The organism is Streptomyces phaeofaciens, assembly GCF_014648915.1.
Taxonomy (GTDB): domain Bacteria; phylum Actinomycetota; class Actinomycetes; order Streptomycetales; family Streptomycetaceae; genus Streptomyces; species Streptomyces phaeofaciens.
This window is the reverse complement of sequence record NZ_BMSA01000034.1, coordinates 1-23,643: the sequence shown is the minus strand read 5'-3', so window position 1 is coordinate 23,643 and position 23,643 is coordinate 1. Positions and strand designations below refer to the sequence as shown.

Here is a 23,643-nt window from a genome sequence, read left to right as displayed (position 1 = left end):
GTGCGGCCGGCGGGCCGGGACGCCGCGCTCAGCCGCCGAGCCGCTCCAGCAGCGCCCGGCGCCACGCCTCCGTCTCCGCGATCTGGTTGAACGTGAACACGTGCAGGCCCGCCACTCCCGCCGCGGGCGCCGTGAGCGCCTCCTCGGTGCGGGTCAGCAGCCTCTCGGGCGAGTAGCCCCCGGGGGCCGCGAAGCGCAGGAACCAGGAGGCGTGCTTCGTCAGGAAGCGCGTCGACTCCCCCACGCCGATCTTCGTCGCCATGGCCAGCAGCTTCGTCCGCTGCACGGGCCCGGCCACGCCCAGGTGGAGCGGCAGGGCGACGTCCCGCCGCCGGATCCGGGCGATCCACTCCCCCAGCACCCGCGGGTCGAAGCAGAGGTTGCTCACGACGTACGTGGCGTGCTCGCGCTTGTCCCACATCGCCTGGATGGTGACGTCGTCGTGGATGAGGGGATGGCTCTCGGGATAGCCGGTGACGCCGACGTGGGTGAAGGGCCTGCCCAGCTCGCTCAGCCGGCGCAGCACCGGCAGCGCCCCGTCGTAGGCCCCGGCCGGCGGGTCGGCGTCGCCCGCCGGGACGAAGACGTCGTCCACGCCCGCCTCGCGGAGCCGGCCCGCGACCTCCTTCAGATGCGCGTCGTCGCGCAGCAGCCGCGCCGGCACGTGCGGGACGACGCGGTAGCCGTGCGCGGCGAGCCGGGTGGCGAGGACGAGGGTCGGCTCCAGGCCCTTGACCGGCGACGCCGTCACGGTGACGACGACGTCGCGCGGGACATGCGCGAGCACCTTCTCCTCGGTCGTCCTCGCGGGCAGCACCTCGTAGCGGACGCTGCTCAGCAGCGACCGGAGTCCGGCGGCCAACGCCTAGTCCGCCTGCTGCCGGGCGTCACGGTGGCGGTAGTACGCGGCCTTGGACGGCGCGAGGGGCTCCTTGCCGAGGATGAGGTCGGCGGCCTTCTCGGCGATCATCATCACGGGCGCGTAGATGTTGCCGTTCGTGACGTACGGCATCACCGACGCGTCGACGACCCGCAGGCCCTCCAGCCCGTGGACCCGCATGCTGGCCGGGTCGACGACGGCCATCTCGTCGGTGCCCATCTTGCAGGTGCAGGACGGGTGCAGGGCCGTCTCGCCCTCCTTGGCGACCCAGGCGAGGATCTCCTCGTCCGTCTCCACCTGCGGGCCGGGCGAGACCTCGCCGTCGTTGTAGGGGGCGAGCGCGGGCTGGTTGAGGAGCTTGCGGGCCACCCGGATCGCCTCCACCCACTCGCGGCGGTCCTGTTCGGTGGAGAGGTAGTTGAAGCGCAGCGCCGGGTGCTCGCGCGGGTCCCTGCTCCTGATCTTCACCGAGCCGATGGCGTCGGAGTACATCGGTCCCACGTGCACCTGGTAGCCGTGGCCGCCGGCCGGCGAGGAGCCGTCGTAGCGGACCGCGATGGGCAGGAAGTGGAACATCAGGTTGGGGTACTCGACGTCCTCGTTGCTGCGGGCGAACCCGCCGGCCTCGAAGTGGTTGGTGGCGGCCGGGCCCTTGCGGAACAGCCACTGGAGCCCGATGAAGGGGGCACGCCACTTCGCCATGTACGGCTGCATGGAGACCGGCTGTCTGCAGGCGTACTGGACGTACACCTCCAGGTGGTCCTGCATGTTCTCGCCGACGCCCGGGAGGTCGTGGACGACGTCGATGCCTAGGGCGCTCAGCTCCTGCGCGTTGCCGACGCCGGAGAGCTGGAGCAGCTGCGGGGAGTTGATCGCGCCGCCGCAGAGGATGACCTCCCTCGCGCGGACCTGCTGGGGCGCCCCCTTGCCGCGCCGGTACTCGACGCCGACCGCCTTCTTGCCCTCGAAGAGGACGCGGGTGACGAGGGCACGGGTCCGCACGGTCAGGTTGGGGCGCTTCGCCGCGGGCTTGAGGTAGGCCTTGGAGGCCGACAGCCGGCGTCCGCGGTGGACGTTGCGGTCGAACTTGGCGAAGCCTTCCTGCCGGTAGCCGTTGACGTCGTCCGTGGGGGCGTAGCCCGCTTCCCGGGTGGCTTCGAGGAAGGCGCCGAAGAGGGGGTTGGTGGCCGGGCCGCGTTCGAGGACGAGGGGGCCGTCGTGGCCGCGGAACTCGTCGTCGGGGTCGGCCGCTAGGCAGTTCTCCATCCGCCGGAAGTAGGGCAGACAGTGCGCGTAGTCCCAGGTCTCCATGCCGGGGTCGGCCGCCCAGCGCTCGTAGTCCATGGGGTTGCCGCGCTGGAAGATCATGCCGTTGATGCTGCTGGAGCCGCCCAGCACCTTGCCGCGTGCGTGATAGATGCGCCGGTCGCCCATATGGGGTTCGGGCTCGGACTCGTACTTCCAGTCGTAGAACCGGCTGCCGATCGGATAGGTCAGCGCCGCGGGCATGTGGATGAAGACGTCCCACGGGTAGTCGGACCGGCCGGCTTCCAGGACCAGCACCCGGTTCGCGGGGTCCGCGGAGAGTCTGTTCGCCAGTGCGCTGCCGGCCGATCCGCCGCCGACGATGACGAAGTCGTACTGCAAGGGAGCCATGGTGCCTCGTCTCACTCGCGCCGTAGATACGCGAGGCATGCTAGTACCGGTATCGCTATGTGCACTAGGTTGCGGAACACGCAACTTGCAAGTACTTCATTTCGGCACGGTTACTTGCGATCGCGTTGTTTACTACGCGTATAGTTTCACTGTGAGCAACTACAGCACTGACACAGAAACGTCGAATCCGCAGGCCGGCGGTGTCCAGTCGGTGGACCGGGCCATCAGCGTCCTGGAGATTCTCGCCCAGCGCGGCGAGGCGGGCGTCAGCGAGGTCGCGGCCGAGATCGATGTTCACAAGTCCACCGCCTTCCGCCTTCTGGGCGCCCTGGAGGCGCGCGGTCTGGTGGAGCAGGCGGGCGAGCGCGGCAAGTACCGGCTCGGCTTCGGCATCGTACGCCTGGCCGGCGCGGTCACGGGCCGTATCGACATCACCCAGCAGGGCCGCCCGATCTGCGAGCGCCTCGCGGAGGAGATCGGCGAGACCGTCAACATCGCCGTGATGCAGGAGCACTACGCGATCAACCTCTACCAGGTGCGCGGGCCGGGAGCCGTCACCGCGCACAACTGGGTCGGCCAGCTGACCCCGCTGCACGCCACGTCCAGCGGCAAGATCCTGCTGGCCCATCTGCCCGCCAAGGAGCGGACCGCGCTGCTGACCGAGGCCGGCCTGAAGAAGGTCACCCCGCACACCATCACCGCCCGCACGAAGCTCGAGAAGAACCTCACCGAGGCACGGGAGCGCGGTTACGCCTGGACCCTGGAGGAGCTGGAGATCGGCCTGCACGCCATGGCCGCGCCGGTCCGCGACCGGGACGGCCAAGTCATCGCGGCGCTGAGCGCCTCCGGGCCCTCGTACCGGTTCACCGAGGAGCGGCTGCACGAGCTCGCTCCCGTGCTGCTCACGGGCGCGGAGGAGATCAGCCACCGGATGGGCTACCTGGGCTGACCGGCTCCCCCGCTACGGCTGGGCGATGCCCAGGCGCTCGTTCACCCAGTCGTGGAAGGCGCCGATGTGATGCTCGCTCGGCACCAGTACGCCCCCCTTGGCATAGAGCCGGGAGCTCATTCCGGGCTGGGTGCGCTCGCACGCCTCGAAGTCCTGCCGGTTGACCCGGTCGAAGAGCTCCACGGACCGGCTGACGTCCTTGCCGCTCTCGACGACGTGCGGGAGGTAGAGCCAGTCGCACTCGACGATCGTGCGGTCGACGGCCACCGGGTACATCCGGTGGAAGATCACATGGTCGGGCACGAGGTTGATGAACACCTGCGGTTTGACGGTGATCGCGTAGTAGCGGCGGTCCTGGTCCTCGGCGACGCCCGGGATGCGGTCCAGGCCCTCCGAGCCGTCGACGGTGAACCCCTGGACCTCCTCGCCGAACTCCGCGCCGTGACCGACGTAGTACTGGGCGGCGTAGCCGTCCGCGAACTCCGGCAGCACCTCCGTCAGTTCCGGGTGGATCGTGGCGCAGTGGTAGCACTCCATGAAGTTCTCGATGATGAGCTTCCAGTTCGCCCTGACGTCGTAGACGATCCGCCGGCCGACCGACAGATGGTCGATGTCGTAGTGCTCGATCGACTCGACGTCCCCGAGGCGGCCGACGACCTCGCCGACGACGTCCTCCTCGAAGGAGGGCGGGTTCTCCGCCAGACAGACCCACACATAGCCGAGCCACTCGCGGGTGGCCACGCTCACCAGGCCGTACTCGGTGCGGCCGACGTCGGGCATCTTGGTGAGGTTGGGCGCCGCGACCAGTTTGCCGTCCAGACCGTAGGTCCAGGCGTGGTACGGGCACTGGAAGGCCCGCTTGACCTCGCCGGACTCCTCCGTGCACAGCTTGGCCCCACGGTGCCGGCAGACGTTGAAATAGGCGCGGATCGAGTGGTCGCGGGCGCGGGTGAGAAGGATGCTCTCGCGGCCCACGTCGACGGTGCGGAAGGCACCGGGTTTCGCCAGCTCGGAGGAGCGCGCGACGCAGAACCACATGGTCTCGAATATGTGCTCCTGCTCCTGGGCGAAGATCCCGGGATCGGTGTAGGAGGTGCCGGGGAGGGTGGCGATCAGGCTGTCCGGCAGGCTGGTCGAGGTCACGTTGCACTCCTCGGGAGACGTCGTGGAGGGGGCGGCGCTGCGTGCCGTGTGCATGCGCAGCCGGCTTGAGAAAGCGCCCTACAGGGGCGCGGGCCTGTATCGACATGCGGCTCCGCCGCGGGGCGCGGCCGGCCGTGATGGCGCCGCGGAGCGACAACGGCCCGTCACGGTCCTCACAGCGGAGCGCCGAGCTGTTTGCGCCAGCGGGTGAACAGCCGGGGCTGGTTCATCCCGAGCACGGCGACCGGCTGTCCGGCACGCCGGTAGACGGCCAGGACGTTGCGGTCGCCCGCGGCGCCCTCTTCGACGGTCACGCTGTCGGCGCCGGCCGCGTGACCGGCGAACTGGATCTTCACGCCGTACTGGTCCGACCAGAAGTAGGGCGGCCGGGGCACGCCCGGTTCCACCGCGCCGCCCGCCAGCAGTGCGGCCACGGCGGCGTCGGGCCGCTCCCGCGCGCCGGTCCAGTGCTCGACGCGGCGGTGGGCGCCCGCGCGCGGGTCGTACCAGTTGGCGCAGTCGCCCACCGCGACCACACCGGCCAGGCTGGTACGCCCGTCCGCGCCGCACTTGACGCCGTTGTCGAGCAGGACGCCGGATCCCTCCAGCCACTCGACGCACGGCCGGGCTCCCACGCCGACGACGACGATGTCGGCGGGGATGCTGCGGCCGTCCTCGAGCAGGACGGCGTCGACCCGGGTCTCGCCGCTCAGCCCCTTCACCGCCACCCCGCACAGCAGCCGTACGCCGTGGTCCGCGTGGAGCGCCGAGACGACGCCGCCCATGGCCTCCCCGAGGGGCCCGGCGAGCGGGGTCGCGGCCACCTCGACGACCGTCACCTCCAGGCCGAGGGCGTACGCGGTGGACGCGACCTCGGCGCCGATGAACCCGCCGCCGATCACCACCAGCCGCCCGCCGCGGGCCAGTTCGTCCCGCAGGGCGCGGGCGTCGTCCAGGGTGCGCAGGGCGTGCACTCCGGCGAGGCCCTCGCTGCCGGGCAGGGTGCGCGCGGCGGCGCCGGTCGCGATGACGACGCCGTCGGCGCGGACCTCCCGGCCGTCGGCCAGCCGGACGGCGCGGTCGGCGCGGCCGAGGCCCGTGGCGCGGGAGCCGAGCAGCCACTCGGCCCGCAGATCCTCGCCGTCCGCCTCCAGCGCGAGTTCCGCCTCGCCGACGGTGCCGGCCAGGAACTCCTTGGACAGCGGCGGCCTGTCGTACGGGCGGTGCAGCTCGTCGCCGATGACGACCAGCCGTCCGTCGTAGCCCTGCTTCCGCAGGGACCGCGCCGCCGACAGGCCGGCCAGCGAGGCTCCCACCACGGCCACCGTCCTCACGCGGGACCCCCGGCGAGCCGGGCCGCGACGCAGGGCGGCAGGTTGGGAGCCTGCGTGGAGACCCGGACGTAGATCATGCCGTCCTCGACGAGGACCTCGTGCGTCCGGACCGGGAGCTTGGCGGGCGGGGCGTCGACGGCGCCGGTCCGCAGGTCGAACTTCGAGGCATGCAGCGGGCATTCCACCTCACAGCCCTCCAGCCAGCCGTCGGCGAGCGAGGCGTCCTGGTGGGTGCAGGTGTCGTCGATGGCGAAGATCTCGCCGTCGTCGGTATGGAACACCGAGACCGGCGGATCGATGTCGAGCCGGAGGGCCTCGCCTCGCGGGAGATCCGCGAGACGGCACGCGGGAATCATCATGACACCTCGGTGCGTATAGCGAAACGGATTGCGGTAAGCGCAACATCAGTCTGGAGTTGCCCAGAACCCCTTGTCAAGGTGTTCACGGGCCGGGGCGACGCAAGGGAAGCTGTTTCTGTCTGCGCAACGCAGTGCGTCATGCAGAACACGACGGGAGGGTTCGGGCCCGCGCGGAACATATGAAGGCGGCCCGCCTCGGGGCCCCTGCGGGGCCGGGAGACGGGCGCGCGCCGACCGGGGCGTGCCGGGCGGTTCAGAACCCTCGGTCGATCCACTCCTGAAGGTGCGGGGCCTCCGCGGCAATGGTGGTGGCCTCCCCGTGTCCGGTGTGCACGACGGTGTCGCCCGGCAGGGTCAGCAGCCGGTCCCGGATCGAGTCGACGAGGGTGGGGAAGTCGCTGTACGACCTTCCCGTCGCCCCGGGCCCGCCCGCGAAGAGCGTGTCGCCGCCGAAGAGCGCCGTCAAGGCCGGCGCGTACAGGCAGACGGCACCCGGCGCGTGTCCCGGAGTGTGCAGCACGGTCAGCTCGACACCGGCCACCGCGAGCACCTGGCCGTCGGCCAGTTCGCCGTCGGGGGCCCGCTCCGGGTGGGTCAGCTTCCACAACGGCAGATCGCCGGCGTGGAGCAGGATCGGGGCACCGGTGCGCGCCGCGAGTTCCGGTGCGGCGTCGATGTGGTCGTTGTGGGCGTGGGTGCACACGACGGCCCGCAGGGTGCGCCCGCCCAGGGCCTCGGCGATGGCCTCGGCGTCGTGCGCGGCGTCGATGACGAGCGCTTCACTGTCGTCACCGACGATCCAGACGTTGTTGTCGACGTCCCAGGTACCGCCGTCCAGCGAGAACGTCCCCGAGGTGACGAGACGCTCGATGCGGGCACCGGCCATCAGAGGACCACCACCGAGCGCAGCACGTCGCCGTGGTGCATCCGCTCGAAGGCCTTCTCGACCTCGTCCAGGGCGATGGTCTCCGTGACGAACGCGTCGAGGTCCAGCCGGCCCTGGAGGTGGAGGTCGATGAGCATGGGGAAGTCCCTGCTGGGCAGGCAGTCGCCGTACCAGGAGGACTTCAGCGCGCCGCCCCGCCCGAAGACGTCCAGCAACGGCAGCTCCAGCTTCATCTCCGGGGTCGGCACACCGACGAGGACGACCGTGCCCGCCAGGTCTCGGGCGTAGAACGCCTGCTTGTACGTCTCCGGGCGGCCCACCGCCTCGATGACCACGTCGGCACCGAACCCGCCGGTCAGCTCGCGGATCGCCTCGACCGGATCGGTCTCCCTGGAGTTGACGGTGTGGGTCGCGCCCAGCTTCGCGGCGGTCTCCAGCTTGTGGCCGTCGATGTCCACGGCGATGATCTTCGCCGCGCCCGCCAGGTGCGATCCGACGACCGCCGCCGCGCCGACACCGCCGCAGCCGATGACGGCCACGCTGTCGCCGCGTCCGACGTTGCCGGTGTTGATGGCCGCGCCGATGCCCGCCATCACCCCGCACCCCAGCAGACCGGCCACGGCCGCCGAGGCCGCCCGGTCGACCTTCGTGCACTGCCCCGCCGCCACCAGCGTCTTCTCCGCGAAGGCACCGATGCCGAGGGCGGGCGACAGCTCGGTCCCATCGGCCAAGGTCATCTTCTGCCTGGCGTTGTGGGTGTCGAAGCAGTACCACGGCCGTCCGCGCAGACAGGCCCGGCACTGCCCGCACACCGCACGCCAGTTGAGGATGACGAAATCTCCGGGTGCCACGTCGGTGACCCCCTCCCCCACCGACTCCACCACGCCCGCGGCCTCATGGCCGAGCAGGAAGGGGAAGTCGTCGTTGATGCCGCCCTCGCGATAGTGCAGATCGGTGTGACAGACCCCGCAGGCCTCGACCTTCACCAGCGCCTCACCCGGCCCCGGGTCGGGCACGACGATCGTTTCCAGGCTGACGGGGGCGCCCTTCCCCCGGGCGACGACAGCACGGACCTGGTGAGCCATGACCACTCCTCGGTTGGTGCGAGACCTGAGTCTGATGTTGCTCATTACGGCACACATCTCATGTGTCGCAACAAGCATCGTGGAGCGCCGACGACCGGTCAAGGCCGGGGGACGGCGCCGCCATCCGCCGGAGCCGGTGCTCAGATCCAGCTGTCGAGCCACATCCGGGCGCCCCAGTCGGGATACGGAATCGTCAGGCCCGTGTAGATCGGGAAGAAGTAGATGAAGTTCCAGGTGATGAGGAGGACGATCACGCCCACCGCCACCACACCCCCGATGCGGCGTTTCTCGGACGCCCGTGGAGAACCCAGGAGGGCTCCCAGCATCATCGTGACGGCCAGGCACAGGTACGGCACGAAGACGACCGCGTAGAAGGAGAAGATCGTGCGGTCCTGGTAGAGGAACCAGGGCAGATAGCCGGCGCCGACCGCGCACAGGACGGCGCCCGCGCGCCAGTCGCGGCGCAGGGCCCAGCGGTGGAGGAGGAAGACGAGTGCGCAGCAGGCCGACCACCACAGCAACGGTGTTCCGAGGGCGAGGATCGCCTGTGAGCAGTCACGCGCGGTGTCGCAGCCGTCCTGCCCGGTTTTCGGCGACTGGTAGGAGAACAGCACGGGGCGGCCGAGGACCAGCCAACTCCACGGGTTGGACTCGTACTTGTGCGGAGTGTGCAGCCCCACGTTGAACCGGTAGACCAGGTACTCGTAGTGCCACAGGCTGCGGAGCGGGGCCGGTATCCACGACCAGGTGCCGCCGCGGCCGTCCGCCCAGTGGCGGCCGTAGCCGTCGTCGGACAGGAACCAGCCGGTCCAGGTCGCCAGATAGGTCACCGCGGCGACCGGGGCGACGGACAGCGCCGACCGGCCGAGGTCCTTGCGCAGCACCGCCAGGTAAGGGCGGTGCGCGCCCGCGACACGGCGGGCGCCGACGTCCCAGAGCAGGGTGAGGAGCATGAAGGCGGCCAGGAAGTACAGGCCGTTCCATTTGGTCGCGGCCGCCAGTCCCAGGAAGAAGCCTGCCGCGAGCCGCCATGGACGCAACCCCGTCCCGGCGCGGTCGCCGGTGTGCCCGTCCGGGCGCGTGTGACCGTCCTCGTCCGTCGGCAGGGCGGCGGCGAGGCGTGCGCGCGCACGGTCCCGGTCGATGAGCAGGCATCCGAACGCCGCCAGGACGAAGAACATGACGACGAGGTCCAGGAGGGCGGAGCGGCTCATCACGAGGTGCAGGCCGTCCACCGCCAGCAGCGCGCCGGCCAGGCAGCCCAGCGCCGTCGACCGGAACAGGCGGCGTCCCGCGCGGCACAGCATCAGGACGGACAGCGTGCCCAGGACCGCCGTCATGAAGCGCCAGCCGAAGGGGGTGAGGCCGAACATCCACTCGCCGAGGGCGATGACCCACTTGCCCGTCGGCGGGTGTGCGACGAAGGCTCCGGCGTCGGAGAGCGGGACGACCTGAGGGTCCGCCAGGACCTGCGGGTCGGCGATCTTGCGGTCCGGCCAGGTGCCCTCGTAGCCGAGCCGCAGCAAGGACCAGGCGTCCTTGGCGTAGTAGGTCTCGTCGAAGACGAGGTCCCGGGGCCGGCCGAGGCGCCAGAAGCGGAGCGCTCCGGCCAGGACGGCGACGAGCAGCGGCCCCAGCCAGCCCATCGCCCCGGCGACGCGGTACGCCGGTGCGGGGCCGAGGCCCATGCGCTCCAGGAGGCGGGTCGACGGCTCGGGGAAGGGCGGGACCAGGCGCTCGCGGACTCCGGGCCCGGGGCTTTCGGCCCCTCGGCTTGCGGTGTACCCGAACAGGCGCAGCCGGCCAGGCCAGTCGCGGGGCACGGTCCTCGCGGGGGTGCCGTCGAAAACGGGGGAACGGGGCGCGCGGCTCGTCGTCACCGGATGACCTTAGGACGTGCCGACGCGCACACGGCGACCGGGAGGGACATCGAGCGACGGGCCGCCCGGCGCGGGACCACCGCACCGGCGGCGGGACGTCGAAGGTCCGTCCGGGGTCGGGGCACGCCGGCGGAGGGCGTGCCCCGACCGTGGTGGATCAGCCGATGCCCGTGCGGCCGGAATCCGTGGGGTCGCCCGGGCCGCCCGCCGTGATGCGCAGCCTGATCGTGCGGGATTCGGGGCGGAGCGCGAACTCGGGCCACACGTCCGGACCGCACGCCCGCGAGCCGAGCCCGTGCTGGGCGGCGTCGATGATCAGGTGACCGGTCGTCGAATCCGGTAGCTCGAAGGGGTGTGCGGCTCGGGCGATCTGCTGGGGGGTGTGCCGGCCGAGGGTGAAGCCGGGGCGGCGTCCGTGCCGGTCGGGGAGCGCCTCGACGCGCAGCACCTCGGTGTCGGCGCTCGTCAGGGCCAGCCGACGCAGACCGGAACGGTGCCCGGTCTCCTGGGGGCGCGCGTAGTCGACCGACAGGTCGCGGACCGTGGCGGAGAAGCGGCCCGTGCGGGCCGCGCGCAGGCTGTCGGGGTAGGACTCGTGCGGGCCGAGGCCGAACCACTGAGCGCCGTCGACGGGGGCGTCCCCGTCGGGCAGTTCGAAGCGGACGCCGATCCTCGGCCACACGGTCCGCCAGCCGCTGGAGGGCTCGATCTCCACGCGCAGTTCCAGCTCGTCGCCCTCCAGCGACCAGAGGGACTCGACCGTCACCCACTGCCCGGAGTTCGCGGCGGAGACCCTGTCGACGGTGCGCAGGGCCGCCTCGGTGCGCTCCACGGTCACGCGGCGCGTGGTGAGCCGGTCGAGTCCGTCGCGCCGCCACAGTTCGGCGTTGGCCACTCCGGCGACGCTCGCGTCGCTCTCCCCGACCTCGTCCGACGCGCCTTCGTCGTTGTCGGTCGGCGCGCGGAACAGTTCCAGCCGCGGGCCCGTCACGTCACGGCCGCCGAGGCGGACGAGGGAACCGTCGACGAACTCGGCGATGCCGAGAGTCAGTGTTCCGTCGCCGGGCCGCCAGCCGGTCCTGGCCCGGACACCCGGCACGGGACAGGGGAGCGAGCGGTCCAGCTGGGCGGTCGCGACCACATGTCCCGCACCTGCCCAGGCGGTCCCGGCCGCCAGCACCGCGTCGATCGTGAGCCAGGTCTCGGCGTCCGGCGACACCGGGATCCTCGGCAGCGGCACCCGTCCCGAGTCGCCCGCCGCCACGACGGGAACCTCCAGGTCCCCGGAGTCGACCGGCGTCCCGTCGTGCTCCACGCGCCAGCGAAAGCGCAGGTCGGACGTGTCGGAGCTGTGCCGGAGGTTCGCGATCGCCAGCTTGTCGCCGTCGAAGGTGAAGCGGAGCGGCTGGACGACGGCCTTGAACTCGTGGAGGCTGGGGGTCGGGACGTCGTCGCTCAGCAGCATGCCGTCCATGACGAAGTTGCCGTCGTGCACGACCTCTCCGAAGTCGCCGCCGTAGGCGTGGTACGGCGTTCCGTCCGGGGTCGTGGTCAGGATGCCGTGGTCGCGCCACTCCCAGACGAAGCCGCCGTGCACCCGCGGGTACCGGTGGACGAGTTCCTCGTACTGGTCGAACCCACCCGGCCCGTTGCCCATCGCGTGGGCGTACTCGCACAGCAGGAACGGCTTGGTGCGCTGCCGGGCGCTCTGCGCCGGGGTGCAGTGGAGCAGTGCGGAGCGTGAGCCGTCGGCGCCGATCCGCTCGATCTCCGGTACCGACGCGTACATGCGCGAGTAGAGGTCGGTGTACTCGCCGGTGTAGTCGCCTTCGTAGTGCACGGGGCGTTCGGCGTCGCGGGCGTGGACCCAGGCCGACATGGCGGCGAGGTTGCCGCCGGTTCCCGACTCGTTGCCGAGCGACCAGATCACGATGCTGGGATGGTTCTTGTCGCGTTCGACGGTGCGCTCGATGCGGTCGAGGTACGCCTCGCGCCAGGTCGGGTCGTCACTGGGATTGCCGACCCAGTCGACCTTTCCGAAGCCGTGCGTCTCGAGGTCGCACTCGAGGACGACCCAGAAGCCGAGTTCGTCGGCGAGGTCGAGCAGCCGTGGGTGCGGTGGGTAGTGGCTGGTGCGGATCGCGTTGACGTTGAACCGCTTCATGCGGGCCAGGTCCTCGCGGGCGTGCTCCTCGTCGAAGACGCGGCCGCGCAGCGGATGGGCCTCGTGGCGGTTCACGCCGTGGAAAACGACGCGGCGGCCGTTGACCAGGAACTGGTCCCCGCGGATCTCGACCGTGCGGAAACCCACGCGCAGGGTGACGGTCTCCGCCGCCGTCGACACGGTGGCGTCGTACAGGTGAGGCCGCTCGGCCGACCAGGGTTCCACGTCGGCCACGTCGAGCGGGGCCACGTCGGCCGGTGTCGCCCAGACCTGCTCGACGCCGAGTCCGGGGATGCGCAGGGTGACCGGGTACGCCGCCGGGTCGGCGGTGATCTCCGGGTCGAGGCGGCCGCGCCCGTGGTCGAACCCGGTCCGCAGCCAGACGTCCTCGATGCCCCCGGCCGGCCGGGCGATCAGGGTGACGTCACGGAAGATGCCCGGCAGCCACCACTGGTCCTGGTCCTCGACGTAACTGGCCGCCGACCACTGGTGCACCCGCACCGCGACGACGTTGTCGCCCGGGCGTACGGCGGACGTCACGTCGAACTCGTGGGCGAGGCGGCTGCCGGCGGCGCTGCCGATCTCCACGCCGTTCACCCACACCCTGAAGAGTGACTCGACGCCCTCGAACCGCAGCACGACGCGCTCGGCGTCCGCCCAGTCGGCGGGGAGGTCGACGTGGCGGCGGTAGTCGCCGGTGGGGTTCTCGTCCGGGACGTGCGGGGGGTCGATCGGGAACGGGAACTGGATGTTCGTGTAGATCGGGCGGCCGTAGGCCCCCTCGCCCTCCAGTACCCAGTGGGAGGGCACGGGGATGCTGTCCCAGCGGTGATCGTCGAAGCCCTCGGCCGCGAAGTCCTCCGCCACCGACGCCGTGGGTGACAGCCGGAATCGCCAGGGGCCGTTCAGCGAGCGGGCCGGCGCGTCGGAGTGCAGCCACGAGCGGGCCGGGCGGAGCGCGCCACGCCCGGGTGCGGTGTCCGAAACATGGGGGGAGAACTCGGTGTGCAAGAGGTCACGACACTTTCTTGATGGCGAACGGGACCGGATGCCGGCGGCGGTCCGCCGACCCGGGTGCGGGCGGTGCGGGCGAGGGCGGTACGGGTCACCGGAGGACGACGGTGCGGATCTCCCAGGGGCCGAGGGCGAGTTCGAGTCCGTCGCGGACCTGGGTGCGGGAGATCGGCCGGCCGAGCAGATCGACGGTGGTGGCCTCGGTGAACGCACCCGTCACGCGGACGGTCGACGCGGTGTCGCGCATCGCGGCCAACCGCAGCTCGGTACCGGCCCCGCGCTCGTCGTCGGTGACCCGGCGCAGGCCCGAGACGAGGACGTCCTCGCCGTCGACCCGCACGCCGGCCGTGTCCGGCGGCAGGGGGGCTCCGGCGGGCGCGGTCCCGCGGGTGACGAGGACGTCGTTGCGGAACTCCTCGGCGAGAGCGACCGCGTTCGCCCCCTGCCAGCCGGTCGCCGAGGGGACGACGGCGAACCGGTTCTCGACGCGCATGCCGAGATCCTGCGCGCCCGGGACGGGGATCTCGCTCGCCGCGGGTTCGTCGCGGAGGGGATGGATGTTGACGCTGATCGAGCCGATCGCGCGCAGCAGGGTGACGGCGAGTTCGGAGCCGTCGCCGACGATTTCGTACTCGCAGGAGTGGTCCAGCAGGACGGTGGCGGCGCCTGCCGACACGAACGTCCCGGCGGGGAAGGTCGGCAGCGGATACTCGCCCCAGCCGCCCTCGGCCGTGAGTCCGCGCTCGGTGACGGCGAACTGTCCGGCGGACGCGGACGTGGCCACGGGCTCGGGCAGCGGCACATGGAAGCGCAGGCGGTGGTCGGCGGACCGGTTCAGGAAGGAGGTGGAGATCCGTACGAACGGCTCCCCCGCACGTACTTCCACGACGGTCTCCACCGGTGTCGGCGCGGTCCGGTCGTCGCGCAGATCGCGGTCGCCGGAGAGCCCGGTGGGCCATGCGTACACGCGCGTGACGCGCAGCCGTGCGCGCAGTGGGCCGCTCTCGAGCCGTTCGACGGTGATCCGTGTCGGCTCCGACACGAGGACGTCCTGTGCCGGGGGCGCGTAGTTGTAGCTGTCGCCGCGGTCACCGCCGTCGACGAGGCGGCCGACGCCGTACAGCACGGTGCCGTCGGGCCCGGTCAGGTCCAGGGTGCCGTCGGCGGCGACCGTGACCTCGACCAGCCCGTTCGCGAGCGTGCTCTCCGTCGCCGTCGCCGGCGCCCGCGACGTCACCGCGGGCGCGGTGCGGTCGCCCGGCCCGACGCGGAAGCCGGTCAGTCCGCAGGCGGGAACGTTCACGGCCACGAGTGCGGTGGCCCGGGGTTCCTCCAGGGTCAGTACCCGCCACTCACCGGGGTGCGCGGCGGCCGCGGCGGCGACTTCGCGGCGCAGGATCAGCAGGTCGAAGGGCCCCCCGGCCGGCACCTCGGCGAGATGGAAGACGAGTGAGCCGGGGGTGAGTTCGTAGTGGTCGATCAGCCGGCCGAAGAGTTCTCGGCGGTGGATGCGGCGCAGTACGCGTTCGAGCTGCGAGGCGTCCATGCGCTCGTCGCTGAGCACGGTGGGCGCCTCGGAGATCAGCTGGACGGGACGCGTCGAACCGTCGGCGGCGGACGCGACCAGGGCCGTTCCCCCGCCGGGGGCGGCGACGTCCACCTCGACCAGTGCCGTGCGGTCGAACGGCAGCGGATTGGCGACGAGGTGGCCGTCGCTCGGCATCCGGGCGGCGGGCTCGGCGAGCGCCGCGTCCCGTACGGCACGCGCCGTCTGCGCGGCCTCGGCGAGCCGTGCGGCGACCTGGTCGCAGGTCTCGTCGGTGCCGGAGCCGACGACGGAGTCGTGTGCGGTCGACTCGATGATCTTGTGCCAGGCGAGCGTGAGGAACGGCGCGTCGTCGCGGCCGGACCAGAGGGCGTTCATGCGCTCGGCGTGGTCGATCGTGCGCTCGGCGACGGCCATCCGCTGCTTGAGCCCGAGCCGCACGGAGAGCACACCCGGGAGGATGTTGCCGCGCACATGGCTGCGCAGCTCACCGGTGACGACGGCGGACACCTCGTCACGGACGTACTCGCGGAGATACTCGTCGAGCGTGGCCATGGTGATGGCGCGGCCCTCGCCGCAGGCGCGCCGCAGCCCATCGGCGAGGCGCGGGTCCGGCGCGTGGTGGTCGGTGCCGGCCATCGCCAGTACCGGGTCGCCGCCCCATCGGCCGGCCGTCATCTCGGCGTACTCGCCGAGCGCGCGGCCGATCCGGTCGGGTACCAGCAGGACGTCGAGGCCGTTGTCGTAACCGTCGAAGAGGAACTCGGTGCGCACCTCGGAGCCGTCGGGCGCGCGCCAGCGGAAGGCATGGCCGTCGACCGTGCCGGGGACACCGCGCCACAGCGCCGCGTGCTCGATGCCGGCGCGCGCCAGGATCTGCGGCATCTGTGCGACGTGGCCGAACATGTCCGGCAGATAGCCGACGGGCATCGCGCCGCCGAGTTCGGCCGCGGCCGCCCAGCCCATCTGGAGGTTGCGCACGATGGTCTCGCCGGAACAGAGGAACTCGTCGAGCAGGATGAGCCACGGGCCGACGGCGAGGCGTCCGTCGGCGACCAGGGCCGCGACACGGTCGCGGTTCTCCGGGCGCATCTCCAGGTAGTCCTCGACCGCGGCCATCTGCCCGTCGACGGTGAACCGGAAGTCCGGGTTCGCCTCGGCCGTCTCCAGCACGGTGTCGAGGGCGGCGACGAGCCGGTGCCGGAACACCTGGAACGGCTCGTACCACTCCCGGTCCCAGTGGAAATGGGGCACGAAGACGGCGGAGTTGGGCATGGCGTAAGGCACCTTCTGTACAGGGGTGGTCACTTGAGGGAGCCGGCGGCGAGCCCGGTGCGCCAGAACCGCTGGAGGAGGACGAACACGACGATCACGGGCACGATCGACACCAGTGAGCCGGTGATCACGGACTCCTGGAGGAGCGGGGCGCGGGCGGTCTGGCCGTTCCACTGGTACAGGCCGAGGGTGATCGGGAAGAGGGACTCCTTCTGGAGCATCACCATCGGCAGGAAGAAGTTGTTCCAGATGGCGACGAATTGGAACAGGAAGATGGTCACCAGCGCCGGCGTCATCAGCTTGAACGCCACCGAGAAGAAGGTGCGGAACTCGCCGGCGCCGTCCAGGCGCGCCGACTCGATGAGTTCCTGCGGGACGGCGGCGTTGGCGAAGATCCGTGCGAGGTAGACGCCGAACGGGCTGACGATGCTGGGCAGGAACACCGCGAAGTACGTGTTGACGATCCCGGTCGCCGAGAACAGCAGGAACAACGGCAGCGCGAGCGCGGTGGTGGGGACGAGGACGCCGCCGAGGATGACGGAGAACAGGAACTCGCGGCCGCGGAAGCGGAACTTGGCGAGCGCGTAGCCGCACAGCGCGGAGATCATGGTTCCGACGGCGGCGCCCAGCACGGCGTAGAGCACGGTGTTCACGGCCCACCGGCCGAAGATGCCGTCGCTGCGGGTGAACAGGACGCGCAGGTTGTCGAACAGGTCGAAGTGCGAGAACGTCAGCCCGTTGGTGGAGGCGAGGTCTCCCTGCGGCTTGGTGGCCGCGACGATCAGGAAGTAGATCGGCAGCAGGAAGTAGACCGCCAGGAGGAGCATCACGGCCATGGCGGCCGTGCGGCTGAGGCCGCTTTCCCGGTTCACGGAGGGGGTGCTCACAGTCCTGCCTTCTTCGAGGTCAGTCGCATGAACCCGAAGCTCAGGACGAAGGTGATGACGGCGATGACCACGGAGATGGCCGCGGCCTGCTGGTAGTTGTTCCCGGAGGCCACCGCGTAGGCGAGCATGTTCGGGGTGAAGGTGCTCGAGATGTTCGACGAGATCTGCCGCAGCACGGCGGGCTCGGCGTACAGCTGGAGGGTGCCGATGATCGAGAACACCGTGGTGAGGACGATCGACGGGGCGATGATCGGGACCTTGATCCGCCAGGCGATCGTCCAGTTGCTCGCGCCGTCGAGCTTGGCGGCCTCGTACAGCTCCTGCGGGATCGATTGCAGGGCCGAGAACATGATGAGCATGTTGTAGCCGGTCCACAGCCAGGTGGAGACGTTCGCCGCCGACCACAGCACGGCGCCGGGGCCGAGGAAGTCGGGTCGCAGGCCGATGGCGTTCAGCAGCTCGACGAGGGGGCTGAGCTGTGGGGAGTAGAGGTACGACCACATGATCGCGGCGATGACTCCGGGTACGGCGTACGGCATGAACGCGGTGATGCGGAAGACCGACTTGAGCTTCAGCAGGGGGGTGTCCAGCAGCAGCGCCATGATCAGGGCGACGAACAGCATGACCGGCACCTGCACGATGCCGAACAGTGCGATGCGCCCGATGCTGGACCAGAACTCGGTGTTCTGGAACACCTTCTCGTACTGCTCGAAGCCGCCGAAGGTCGTGTAGGAGGTGCCGTACTGTCCGCCGGTGCGGCGTACCGCGAGGAAGCTCTGCCAGAGTGCGTAGCCGACCGGTACCAGGTAGAACAGCACGAACGGCAGGAAGAAGGGGGTCACGAACGCGGTGATGGTGCCCGCCCGGGGGCCGCCGCCTGGACGACGGCGGGCCCCGGTCGAAGCCACCACGCGGGCCGCGCGGGTTGCGGTGTCGGTCATCCCGCGGTCACTTGCCCGCCGCGGCCGGGATCGCCTGGTCCTTCATCGACTTCAGCGCGGCCGCCTGAGCGGCTGCCAGCGCGTCGTCGAGCGTGCCGTCGCCCGCGGCCGCCTTGGCCATCGCGTCCTGGAGGGCGAGGTTCACCGTCTTCTGGGTGGGACCCCAGGTGAAACTGGTGTCGATCTTCTTGGACGAGTCGGCGAAGACGTCGAAGATCTTCTCGTTGTTGTAGTACGGCACGCCCTTGGAGAGCGCGGGAAGCCGGAGGCCGGCGTCGGCGGCCGGGTAGAGACCGCCGAGTTCGTTCTCCATCGCGAGGGCCTCGGGGTCGCTGTTCAGCCAGGTGTTGAACTTCACCGACTCGTGGAGGTGCTTGCCGCCCTTCATGAACGCGACGGTCGAGCCGCCCCAGTCACCGGAAGCACCGTTCGAGCCCCACGTCGGCATCGGGACGATCGACCACTTGCCGGCCTGCTTGGGCAGGTTGTCGCGGAACATGCTGTAGCCCCAGGCGGCGCCGACGTAGCTGGCGACCTGGTCCTTCTGGTACGCGGCGTACATCTGCGTCGAACCGTTGGCGAGGTCGGTGCGCACGAGCTTGTCGGAGATCAGCTTCTGCCAGTACCCGGCGACCTGCTTGCTCTGGTCGGATTCGACGGTGACGTGCCACTGGTCGCCGGAGTAGCTGTACATCTCGGAGCTGTTCTGCCAGAGGAGCCCGTTGAACCACTCGGCGTTGTTCGGGTCGAAGAACGTGATGGAGAGGTCCGGGTCCGCCTTGTGCAGCTGCTGGGCGGCCGCCGCGTACGCGTCCCAGGTCGTGGGGATCGCTATGCCGTGCTTCTCGAAGAGGTCGCTGCGCACGTAGAGCGCCATCGGGCCCGTGTCCTGCGGGAGGGCGAACACGCCGGTGCCGCCGAAGCTGGTCTGCGACCAGGTCCACGGCACGAACTTGGACTTGGCCGCGGTGGCGGCCGAGCAGGCGGAGGCGTCGACGAAGGCGTTCTGGGTGCGCAGGTTGGGCAGTTCGTCGTAGCCGACCTGGGCGAGGTCCGGCGCCTTGCCCGCCTTGAGGGCGTTGCCGAGGGTGCCGTACTGGTCGTTGGAGATGTTCTTCGTCTCGACCTGGATGTCCGGGTTCTTCTTGTTCCACAGGTCGACGACCTTGTCCATGCCCGGAACGGTGTTCCAGTACTGGAGCGTGACCTTGCCCTTCGCGGGCTCGCAGGACGCTGCGGATGTCCCGTCCGCCGGTGCGGGCGACGAGCATCCGGCGAGGACGGCGACACTGGCGGCCGTGGCGACGGCGGCGAGGCGCATACGCGTGACTGTGCTGCTCATGGTTTCCGTTCCAGACAACGACTAGCGACGGTGCTAGGCGGCTCGATGCTGTTCCCTCGGGCTGGCGGCCCTCCGGGGGAGAGGGACCCTTCGCGCGGCTTCCGTGAGCGCTCCCGTGAACGTTCACGGGAGCGCTCACGGTACTGCTCAAAAGGGTTCTTACGGGTTGATCTCGAAGTGCGGGGCGGAATGTTCGGAAGTTTGCGCTCCGGCGCGGTCCCATGTCAAGACATGCGAATCGGATGCCCGTGCGTCACCTCAGGCGGACCCGCTCAGCCGCAGCTCGGCGCGGACGACGAGGTCCTCGGCGCCGAGTGTCTCCAGCCCCGACAGGAGCCGGGCGACCTGCTCGACGGCGAGCGCGCCGAGCTGCCGGGTGTCGAGGGCGACGCTGGACAGCGGGGGTTCGACGAGCGCACCGAGCTGGAGGCCGTCGAAGCCGATCACCGCCAGATCCCGCGGGACGCTCCGGCCGAGCCGGCGCGCCTCGCGGAGCACGCCGATCGCGATGATGTCGTTGAAGGTGAAGACCGCGGTGACCTCGGGATGAGCGGCGAGCAGGGTCCTGAGCGCGGTTCCTCCGCCGTCGGCCGTCTGATCCGCACCGACCACCAGACCGGCGTCGATCCCGTGCGCCACCGCGGCCGCCGTGAACCACTCGTACCGGATGCTCGGCTCGGCGCGGGTGTGGTGGTCGAGCATGCCGATGCGGGTGTGCCCCTGCGCGACCAGGTGCGCGACCGCGGCGTGGACCCCCTCCTCGCCGTCGATCCGGATCGAGCTGAACCGCGTACTGCCGCCCTCCCGGCCGATCAGGACCACCGGCATGCCGCGGGTGGACGCCTCCAGCTCGCTCTCGGAGCAGCTGAAGTAGCCGATGACCGCGTCCACCTGCGAACTGATCACCTGGAGCGTGCCGCGCTCCTCCTCCGCCCGGTCCGCGGTGTCGTACACCACCACGTGCCAGCCGCGGGTCCGGGCCGCCTCCAGCGCGGCGGCGGCGACCTCGGTGAAGAACGGGTTGAGCAGGTCGGGGATGACCAGCCCGATGGTCATGGTGTCCTGGCGGACCAGACCGCGGGCGAAGCGGCTCGGCCGGTAGCCGAGCGCCCGAGCGGCGTCGAGCACACGCTGTTTCGTGTCACTGTCGATCTCGCCCTTGTCGTTGAGCGCCCGTGACACGGTCTGACGGGACACTCCGGCAGACCTGGCGACGTCGTTGATCGTGATCTTCCGGGGCTCCGTCCCCGATGTCGGCACCATCGCCCACCTCCTGCTTCGTGCGAACGCCGGTGCGCGCGCAGAGCCCGAGTATGCCTGGGCCGGTTGGTCGAACGAAGCCAGGTCCGCGCACGGCCCGGGGGTGCCGTGTCGCGAGGACGTGGCGTGGCGAGGGTGACGGCGATCGGTCGCGGCGGGTCCCCGGTGCGGCGCTGTCGGGCGCCGCGCCCCTGCCGGCCGACGGTCCTGGTCGCCCGTCGCCACCCCTCGTCCTCCGGCAGGTCCGGGAGGTGCGCGATGGGGGCGCCGTCCGGGAGGGGGCCGTGGTCGGCCGTCATCCCCAGGGCCGACCTGGCTGTCCCCGTTCCCCGAAGTCGCCGAAGGCGGCGGCCGCGCGGCCGCCGTTCTCCCGCCTCGGGGGTTGACACAGCTTCCCCCGCGTCCGAGCCTTTGGCAACGTTGTCATTCCGTTGGCGTCACGCGCACCCGCACTCACCGGCCCGCGACGCTGTGTTCTGATGGGACATCACCACGCATGACAGATCAGTCGAGTTCACCGCGCCCGTCGCGCCGTTCCGTCGTCACCACCGGCTCCACTCTGCTCGCCGGATTCGGGCTCGGTTCCCTGCTTCCCGTGTCCACCGCCTCCGCCGCCGGCGCCGACACCCCGGCGGCGTCCTCCGCACCCCGTGAACTCGCGCTCCACCGCCCGGTCTCGGTCTCGTCGACCGACTACGCCCCCACTCCGGGCTCGTTCGTGGTCGACCGGCTCGCCTCGCCGGGCGTGCGGGGCAGCGGATGGCGGGCGGAGGCGGGCGACCCGCAGTGGATCGCCGTCGACCTTGAGGCCGCCTGCACCGTCACCGCGATCCGCCTCACCTTCGAGGGGGACGCGAGCGATCCGGTGTACACCCCTCCCACCAGCGGCAATGTGCACAGCGGCACCACCGGCAAGGAGATCCGGTCGAGTTACTCGGTGGACTTCGTGGTGGAGGCGTCCTTGGACGGGAAGTCCTGGACGACCGTGCACCGGACGACCGCGGGTACCGGCGGTGTGGTGGAGATCGAGCCCACCCGCCCGGTGCCGGCCCGCTGGGTGCGCATGACCTCCCGCAGACGCTCCAGCCCGCTGCCGCTGGGGCTGAACGCCTTCGAGGTGTACGGCACCGCCGGGGGCCACCGGCCCTCGGCCACCGGCTGGACCGACTGGGGCACCCATCGCGAGCCGGCACCGCGGCTGACGGTCGCCGACGACGGCACGGTCCCGCTGGAGTCCGGCTGGCGGCTCACCCTGGACGACTGGGCGGGCGCCGACGGCGCCGGCCTCTCCAGGACGTCCGTCGACACCAGCGGCTGGCTGCCCGCCACGGTTCCCGGCACGGTGCTCACCTCGCTCGTGGACCAGGGCAAGCTCCCCGACCCCGTCGCCGGGCTCAACAACCTCCATGTCCCCGAGGCCCTGTCGCGGCACTCCTGGTGGTACAAGCGGGACTTCGAGGTCCCGCGCGGGCTGCGCACCGGTGCCGGCCGACGGATCTGGCTGGAGTTCGACGGGATCAACCACACGGCCGACATCTGGCTCAACGGCCGTCGGGTCGGCGATCTCACCTTCCCCTTCGCCCGCTCGGCCCACGACGTGACCGAACTGCTCTCCACACGAGGAGCGAACGCGCTCGCGGTACGGATCACGCCGATCCCGGTGCCCGGCAGCCCGGGCGACAAGGGACCCGCCGGGGAGGCCTGGGTGGACGCGGGCGCCGGCCAGATGAACCTCAACTCGCCCACCTACCTGGCGGCCTCGGGCTGGGACTGGATGCCAGCGGTACGCGACCGGTCCGCCGGCATCTGGAACCACGTCCGGCTCAGATCCACCGGCCATGTCGTGATCGGCGACCCGCGCGTCGACACCGTGCTCCCCGACCTGCCCGATGTGTCGGTCGCCGAGCTGACCGTCGTCGTGCCCGTCCGCAACGCCGACTCCGCCGACCACCGGACGACGGTCTCCGCGGCCTTCGGCGACGTACGGGTCAGCAAGGTCGTCACCGTGCCGGCCGGCGGGAGCACGGACGTCACGTTCACCCCCGGCGCCTTCGGCCGGCTCCGGCTGCGCGACCCGCAGCTGTGGTGGCCCAACGGGCTCGGCGACCCCGTCCTGCACGACCTCACCCTGGTCGCGTCGGTCGGCGGCACCGAGAGCGACCGCCGCAACTCCCGGTTCGGCATACGCCAGTTCGGCTACGAGTACGAGGTGCCGCTGCCCTTCGAGGCCACGGGCGACGCGTACACCGAGTCCGTGGACCTCGACCGGCAGCAGGCCCGACACGTACGGATCACGTGCCTGACCCGCGCCACCGGCTGGGGCAGCTCGCTGTGGTCCCTGTCCGTGCTGGACACGGCCCGGCCGGGCACCGACCTCGCCCTGCACGCGGCGACCGACGCGTCGAGCAAGGACGGCGACGACCACGGCCCGGCCAACGTGACCGACGGCGACCCGGCCACCCGCTGGTCCTCGGCCTACGAGGACGACCAGTGGATCCAGGTCGACCTGGGGTCCGTGCAGTCCTTCGACCGGGTCGACCTGGTCTGGGAACAGGCGTACGCGAAGACGTACGTCGTCCAGGTCTCCGCCGACGGCACCACCTGGAACGACGTGGCGTCCGTGGACCACAGCGCGGTCCCCCTGCCCTTCAACAGCGGCAACGCCAGCCTCCAGGTGGAGGACTTCGCCGCACGCAGCGCCCGCTATGTGCGCCTCGCCTGCGGGGTGCGCAACACCAGCTGGGGCAACTCCCTGTGGTCCCTCGGCGTCATCGACAGCGCCGCCCCGGGCACCGACCTCGCCCTGCGCCGGACGGCGAACGCCTCCACCGAGGAGTCCGACCACCCGGCCTCCCACGCCACCGACGGCGACCCGGCCACCCGCTGGTCCTCCGCCTACGAGGACGACCAGTGGATCCAGGTCGACCTCGGCTCCGTGCGGAAGTTCGACCGCGTGGCCGTGCTGTGGGAGTCGGCCTACCCGAAGACGTACGTGATCCAGGTGTCCGACGACGCCGAGACCTGGACCGACGTGAAGTCCGT

Annotated in this window: 16 protein-coding genes; 2 read left to right on the top strand and 14 right to left on the bottom strand. The window is 71.0% G+C overall.

Annotated elements, in window-relative coordinates; genetic code table 11:
* Positions 1-28 precede the first annotated feature (28 nt).
* Positions 29-862, bottom strand: coding sequence for a methylenetetrahydrofolate reductase (locus tag IE275_RS38570; protein WP_189717350.1), 834 nt, complete (start codon positions 860-862; stop codon positions 29-31).
* Positions 863-865: 3 nt separating this feature from the next.
* Entirely contained in the window at positions 866-2,536 is a 1,671-nt protein-coding gene (gene betA / locus IE275_RS38565; protein ID WP_189717349.1) for a choline dehydrogenase, read from the bottom strand.
* Between the two features lie 151 nt (positions 2,537-2,687).
* Here betA and IE275_RS38560 point away from each other — a divergent pair, with 151 nt between their 5' ends.
* Positions 2,688-3,485 (top strand): IclR family transcriptional regulator, encoded by a 798-nt coding sequence (locus tag IE275_RS38560; RefSeq protein ID WP_189717348.1) that lies wholly within the window; start codon positions 2,688-2,690, stop codon positions 3,483-3,485.
* A gap of 12 nt (positions 3,486-3,497) precedes the next feature.
* Here IE275_RS38560 and IE275_RS38555 read toward each other — a convergent pair whose 3' ends face one another.
* From IE275_RS38555 to IE275_RS38500, 12 genes are all read right to left on the bottom strand, one after another.
* A complete protein-coding gene (locus IE275_RS38555) occupies positions 3,498-4,628 on the bottom strand; it encodes an aromatic ring-hydroxylating oxygenase subunit alpha (protein WP_189717347.1) in 1,131 nt (376 codons plus the stop codon).
* 173 nt (positions 4,629-4,801) lie between these two features.
* Positions 4,802-5,962, bottom strand: coding sequence for an NAD(P)/FAD-dependent oxidoreductase (locus IE275_RS38550; RefSeq protein ID WP_189717346.1), 1,161 nt, complete (start codon positions 5,960-5,962; stop codon positions 4,802-4,804).
* Positions 5,959-6,321, bottom strand: a complete 363-nt coding sequence (locus tag IE275_RS38545; protein ID WP_189717345.1) for a bifunctional 3-phenylpropionate/cinnamic acid dioxygenase ferredoxin subunit — start codon at positions 6,319-6,321, stop codon at positions 5,959-5,961. Before IE275_RS38545 ends, IE275_RS38550 begins: the two co-directional genes overlap by 4 nt.
* A 253-nt stretch (positions 6,322-6,574) precedes the next feature.
* On the bottom strand, positions 6,575-7,207 hold the full coding sequence (locus IE275_RS38540; RefSeq protein ID WP_189717344.1) for an MBL fold metallo-hydrolase: 633 nt from the start codon (positions 7,205-7,207) through the stop codon (positions 6,575-6,577).
* Positions 7,207-8,292: an S-(hydroxymethyl)mycothiol dehydrogenase gene (locus IE275_RS38535; RefSeq protein ID WP_189717343.1), complete on the bottom strand. Its 1,086-nt coding sequence runs from the start codon at positions 8,290-8,292 to the stop codon at positions 7,207-7,209. Before IE275_RS38535 ends, IE275_RS38540 begins: the two co-directional genes overlap by 1 nt.
* Positions 8,293-8,432: 140 nt before the next feature.
* On the bottom strand, positions 8,433-10,115 hold the full coding sequence (locus IE275_RS38530; RefSeq protein ID WP_189717405.1) for a dolichyl-phosphate-mannose--protein mannosyltransferase: 1,683 nt from the start codon (positions 10,113-10,115) through the stop codon (positions 8,433-8,435).
* A 214-nt stretch (positions 10,116-10,329) separates the two neighbouring features.
* Positions 10,330-13,347, bottom strand: coding sequence for a glycoside hydrolase family 2 TIM barrel-domain containing protein (locus tag IE275_RS38525; RefSeq protein ID WP_189717342.1), 3,018 nt, complete (start codon positions 13,345-13,347; stop codon positions 10,330-10,332).
* A gap of 94 nt (positions 13,348-13,441) precedes the next feature.
* Positions 13,442-16,171, bottom strand: coding sequence for a glycoside hydrolase family 38 N-terminal domain-containing protein (locus IE275_RS38520; protein WP_189717341.1), 2,730 nt, complete (start codon positions 16,169-16,171; stop codon positions 13,442-13,444).
* A gap of 29 nt (positions 16,172-16,200) precedes the next feature.
* On the bottom strand, positions 16,201-17,058 hold the full coding sequence (locus IE275_RS38515; RefSeq protein WP_189717340.1) for a carbohydrate ABC transporter permease: 858 nt from the start codon (positions 17,056-17,058) through the stop codon (positions 16,201-16,203).
* Positions 17,055-17,999: a carbohydrate ABC transporter permease gene (locus IE275_RS38510; protein ID WP_189717339.1), complete on the bottom strand. Its 945-nt coding sequence runs from the start codon at positions 17,997-17,999 to the stop codon at positions 17,055-17,057. Before IE275_RS38510 ends, IE275_RS38515 begins: the two co-directional genes overlap by 4 nt.
* Before the next feature lie 7 nt (positions 18,000-18,006).
* Positions 18,007-19,341, bottom strand: a complete 1,335-nt coding sequence (locus IE275_RS38505; RefSeq protein ID WP_189717338.1) for an ABC transporter substrate-binding protein — start codon at positions 19,339-19,341, stop codon at positions 18,007-18,009.
* 258 nt (positions 19,342-19,599) lie between these two features.
* Positions 19,600-20,604, bottom strand: a complete 1,005-nt coding sequence (locus IE275_RS38500; protein ID WP_189717337.1) for a LacI family DNA-binding transcriptional regulator — start codon at positions 20,602-20,604, stop codon at positions 19,600-19,602.
* Between the two features lie 493 nt (positions 20,605-21,097).
* Between IE275_RS38500 and IE275_RS38495 the strand changes: the two genes are divergently transcribed.
* A partial coding sequence (locus tag IE275_RS38495; protein WP_189717336.1) for a discoidin domain-containing protein occupies positions 21,098-23,643 on the top strand: 2,546 nt, incomplete at its 3' end.

What these genes read in the sequence shown, in the direction of transcription:
- betA (WP_189717349.1), bottom strand. Translation starts at nt 2,536, where the DNA reads ATGGCTCCCTTGCAGTACGACTTCGTCATCGTCGGCGGCGGATCGGCC.
- IE275_RS38545 (WP_189717345.1), bottom strand. Translation starts at nt 6,321, where the DNA reads ATGATGATTCCCGCGTGCCGTCTCGCGGATCTCCCGCGAGGCGAGGCC.
- IE275_RS38540 (WP_189717344.1), bottom strand. Translation starts at nt 7,207, where the DNA reads ATGGCCGGTGCCCGCATCGAGCGTCTCGTCACCTCGGGGACGTTCTCG.
- IE275_RS38535 (WP_189717343.1), bottom strand. Translation starts at nt 8,292, where the DNA reads ATGGCTCACCAGGTCCGTGCTGTCGTCGCCCGGGGGAAGGGCGCCCCC.
- IE275_RS38520 (WP_189717341.1), bottom strand. Translation starts at nt 16,171, where the DNA reads ATGCCCAACTCCGCCGTCTTCGTGCCCCATTTCCACTGGGACCGGGAG.
- IE275_RS38510 (WP_189717339.1), bottom strand. Translation starts at nt 17,999, where the DNA reads ATGACCGACACCGCAACCCGCGCGGCCCGCGTGGTGGCTTCGACCGGG.
- IE275_RS38505 (WP_189717338.1), bottom strand. Translation starts at nt 19,341, where the DNA reads ATGAGCAGCACAGTCACGCGTATGCGCCTCGCCGCCGTCGCCACGGCC.
- IE275_RS38500 (WP_189717337.1), bottom strand. Translation starts at nt 20,604, where the DNA reads ATGGTGCCGACATCGGGGACGGAGCCCCGGAAGATCACGATCAACGAC.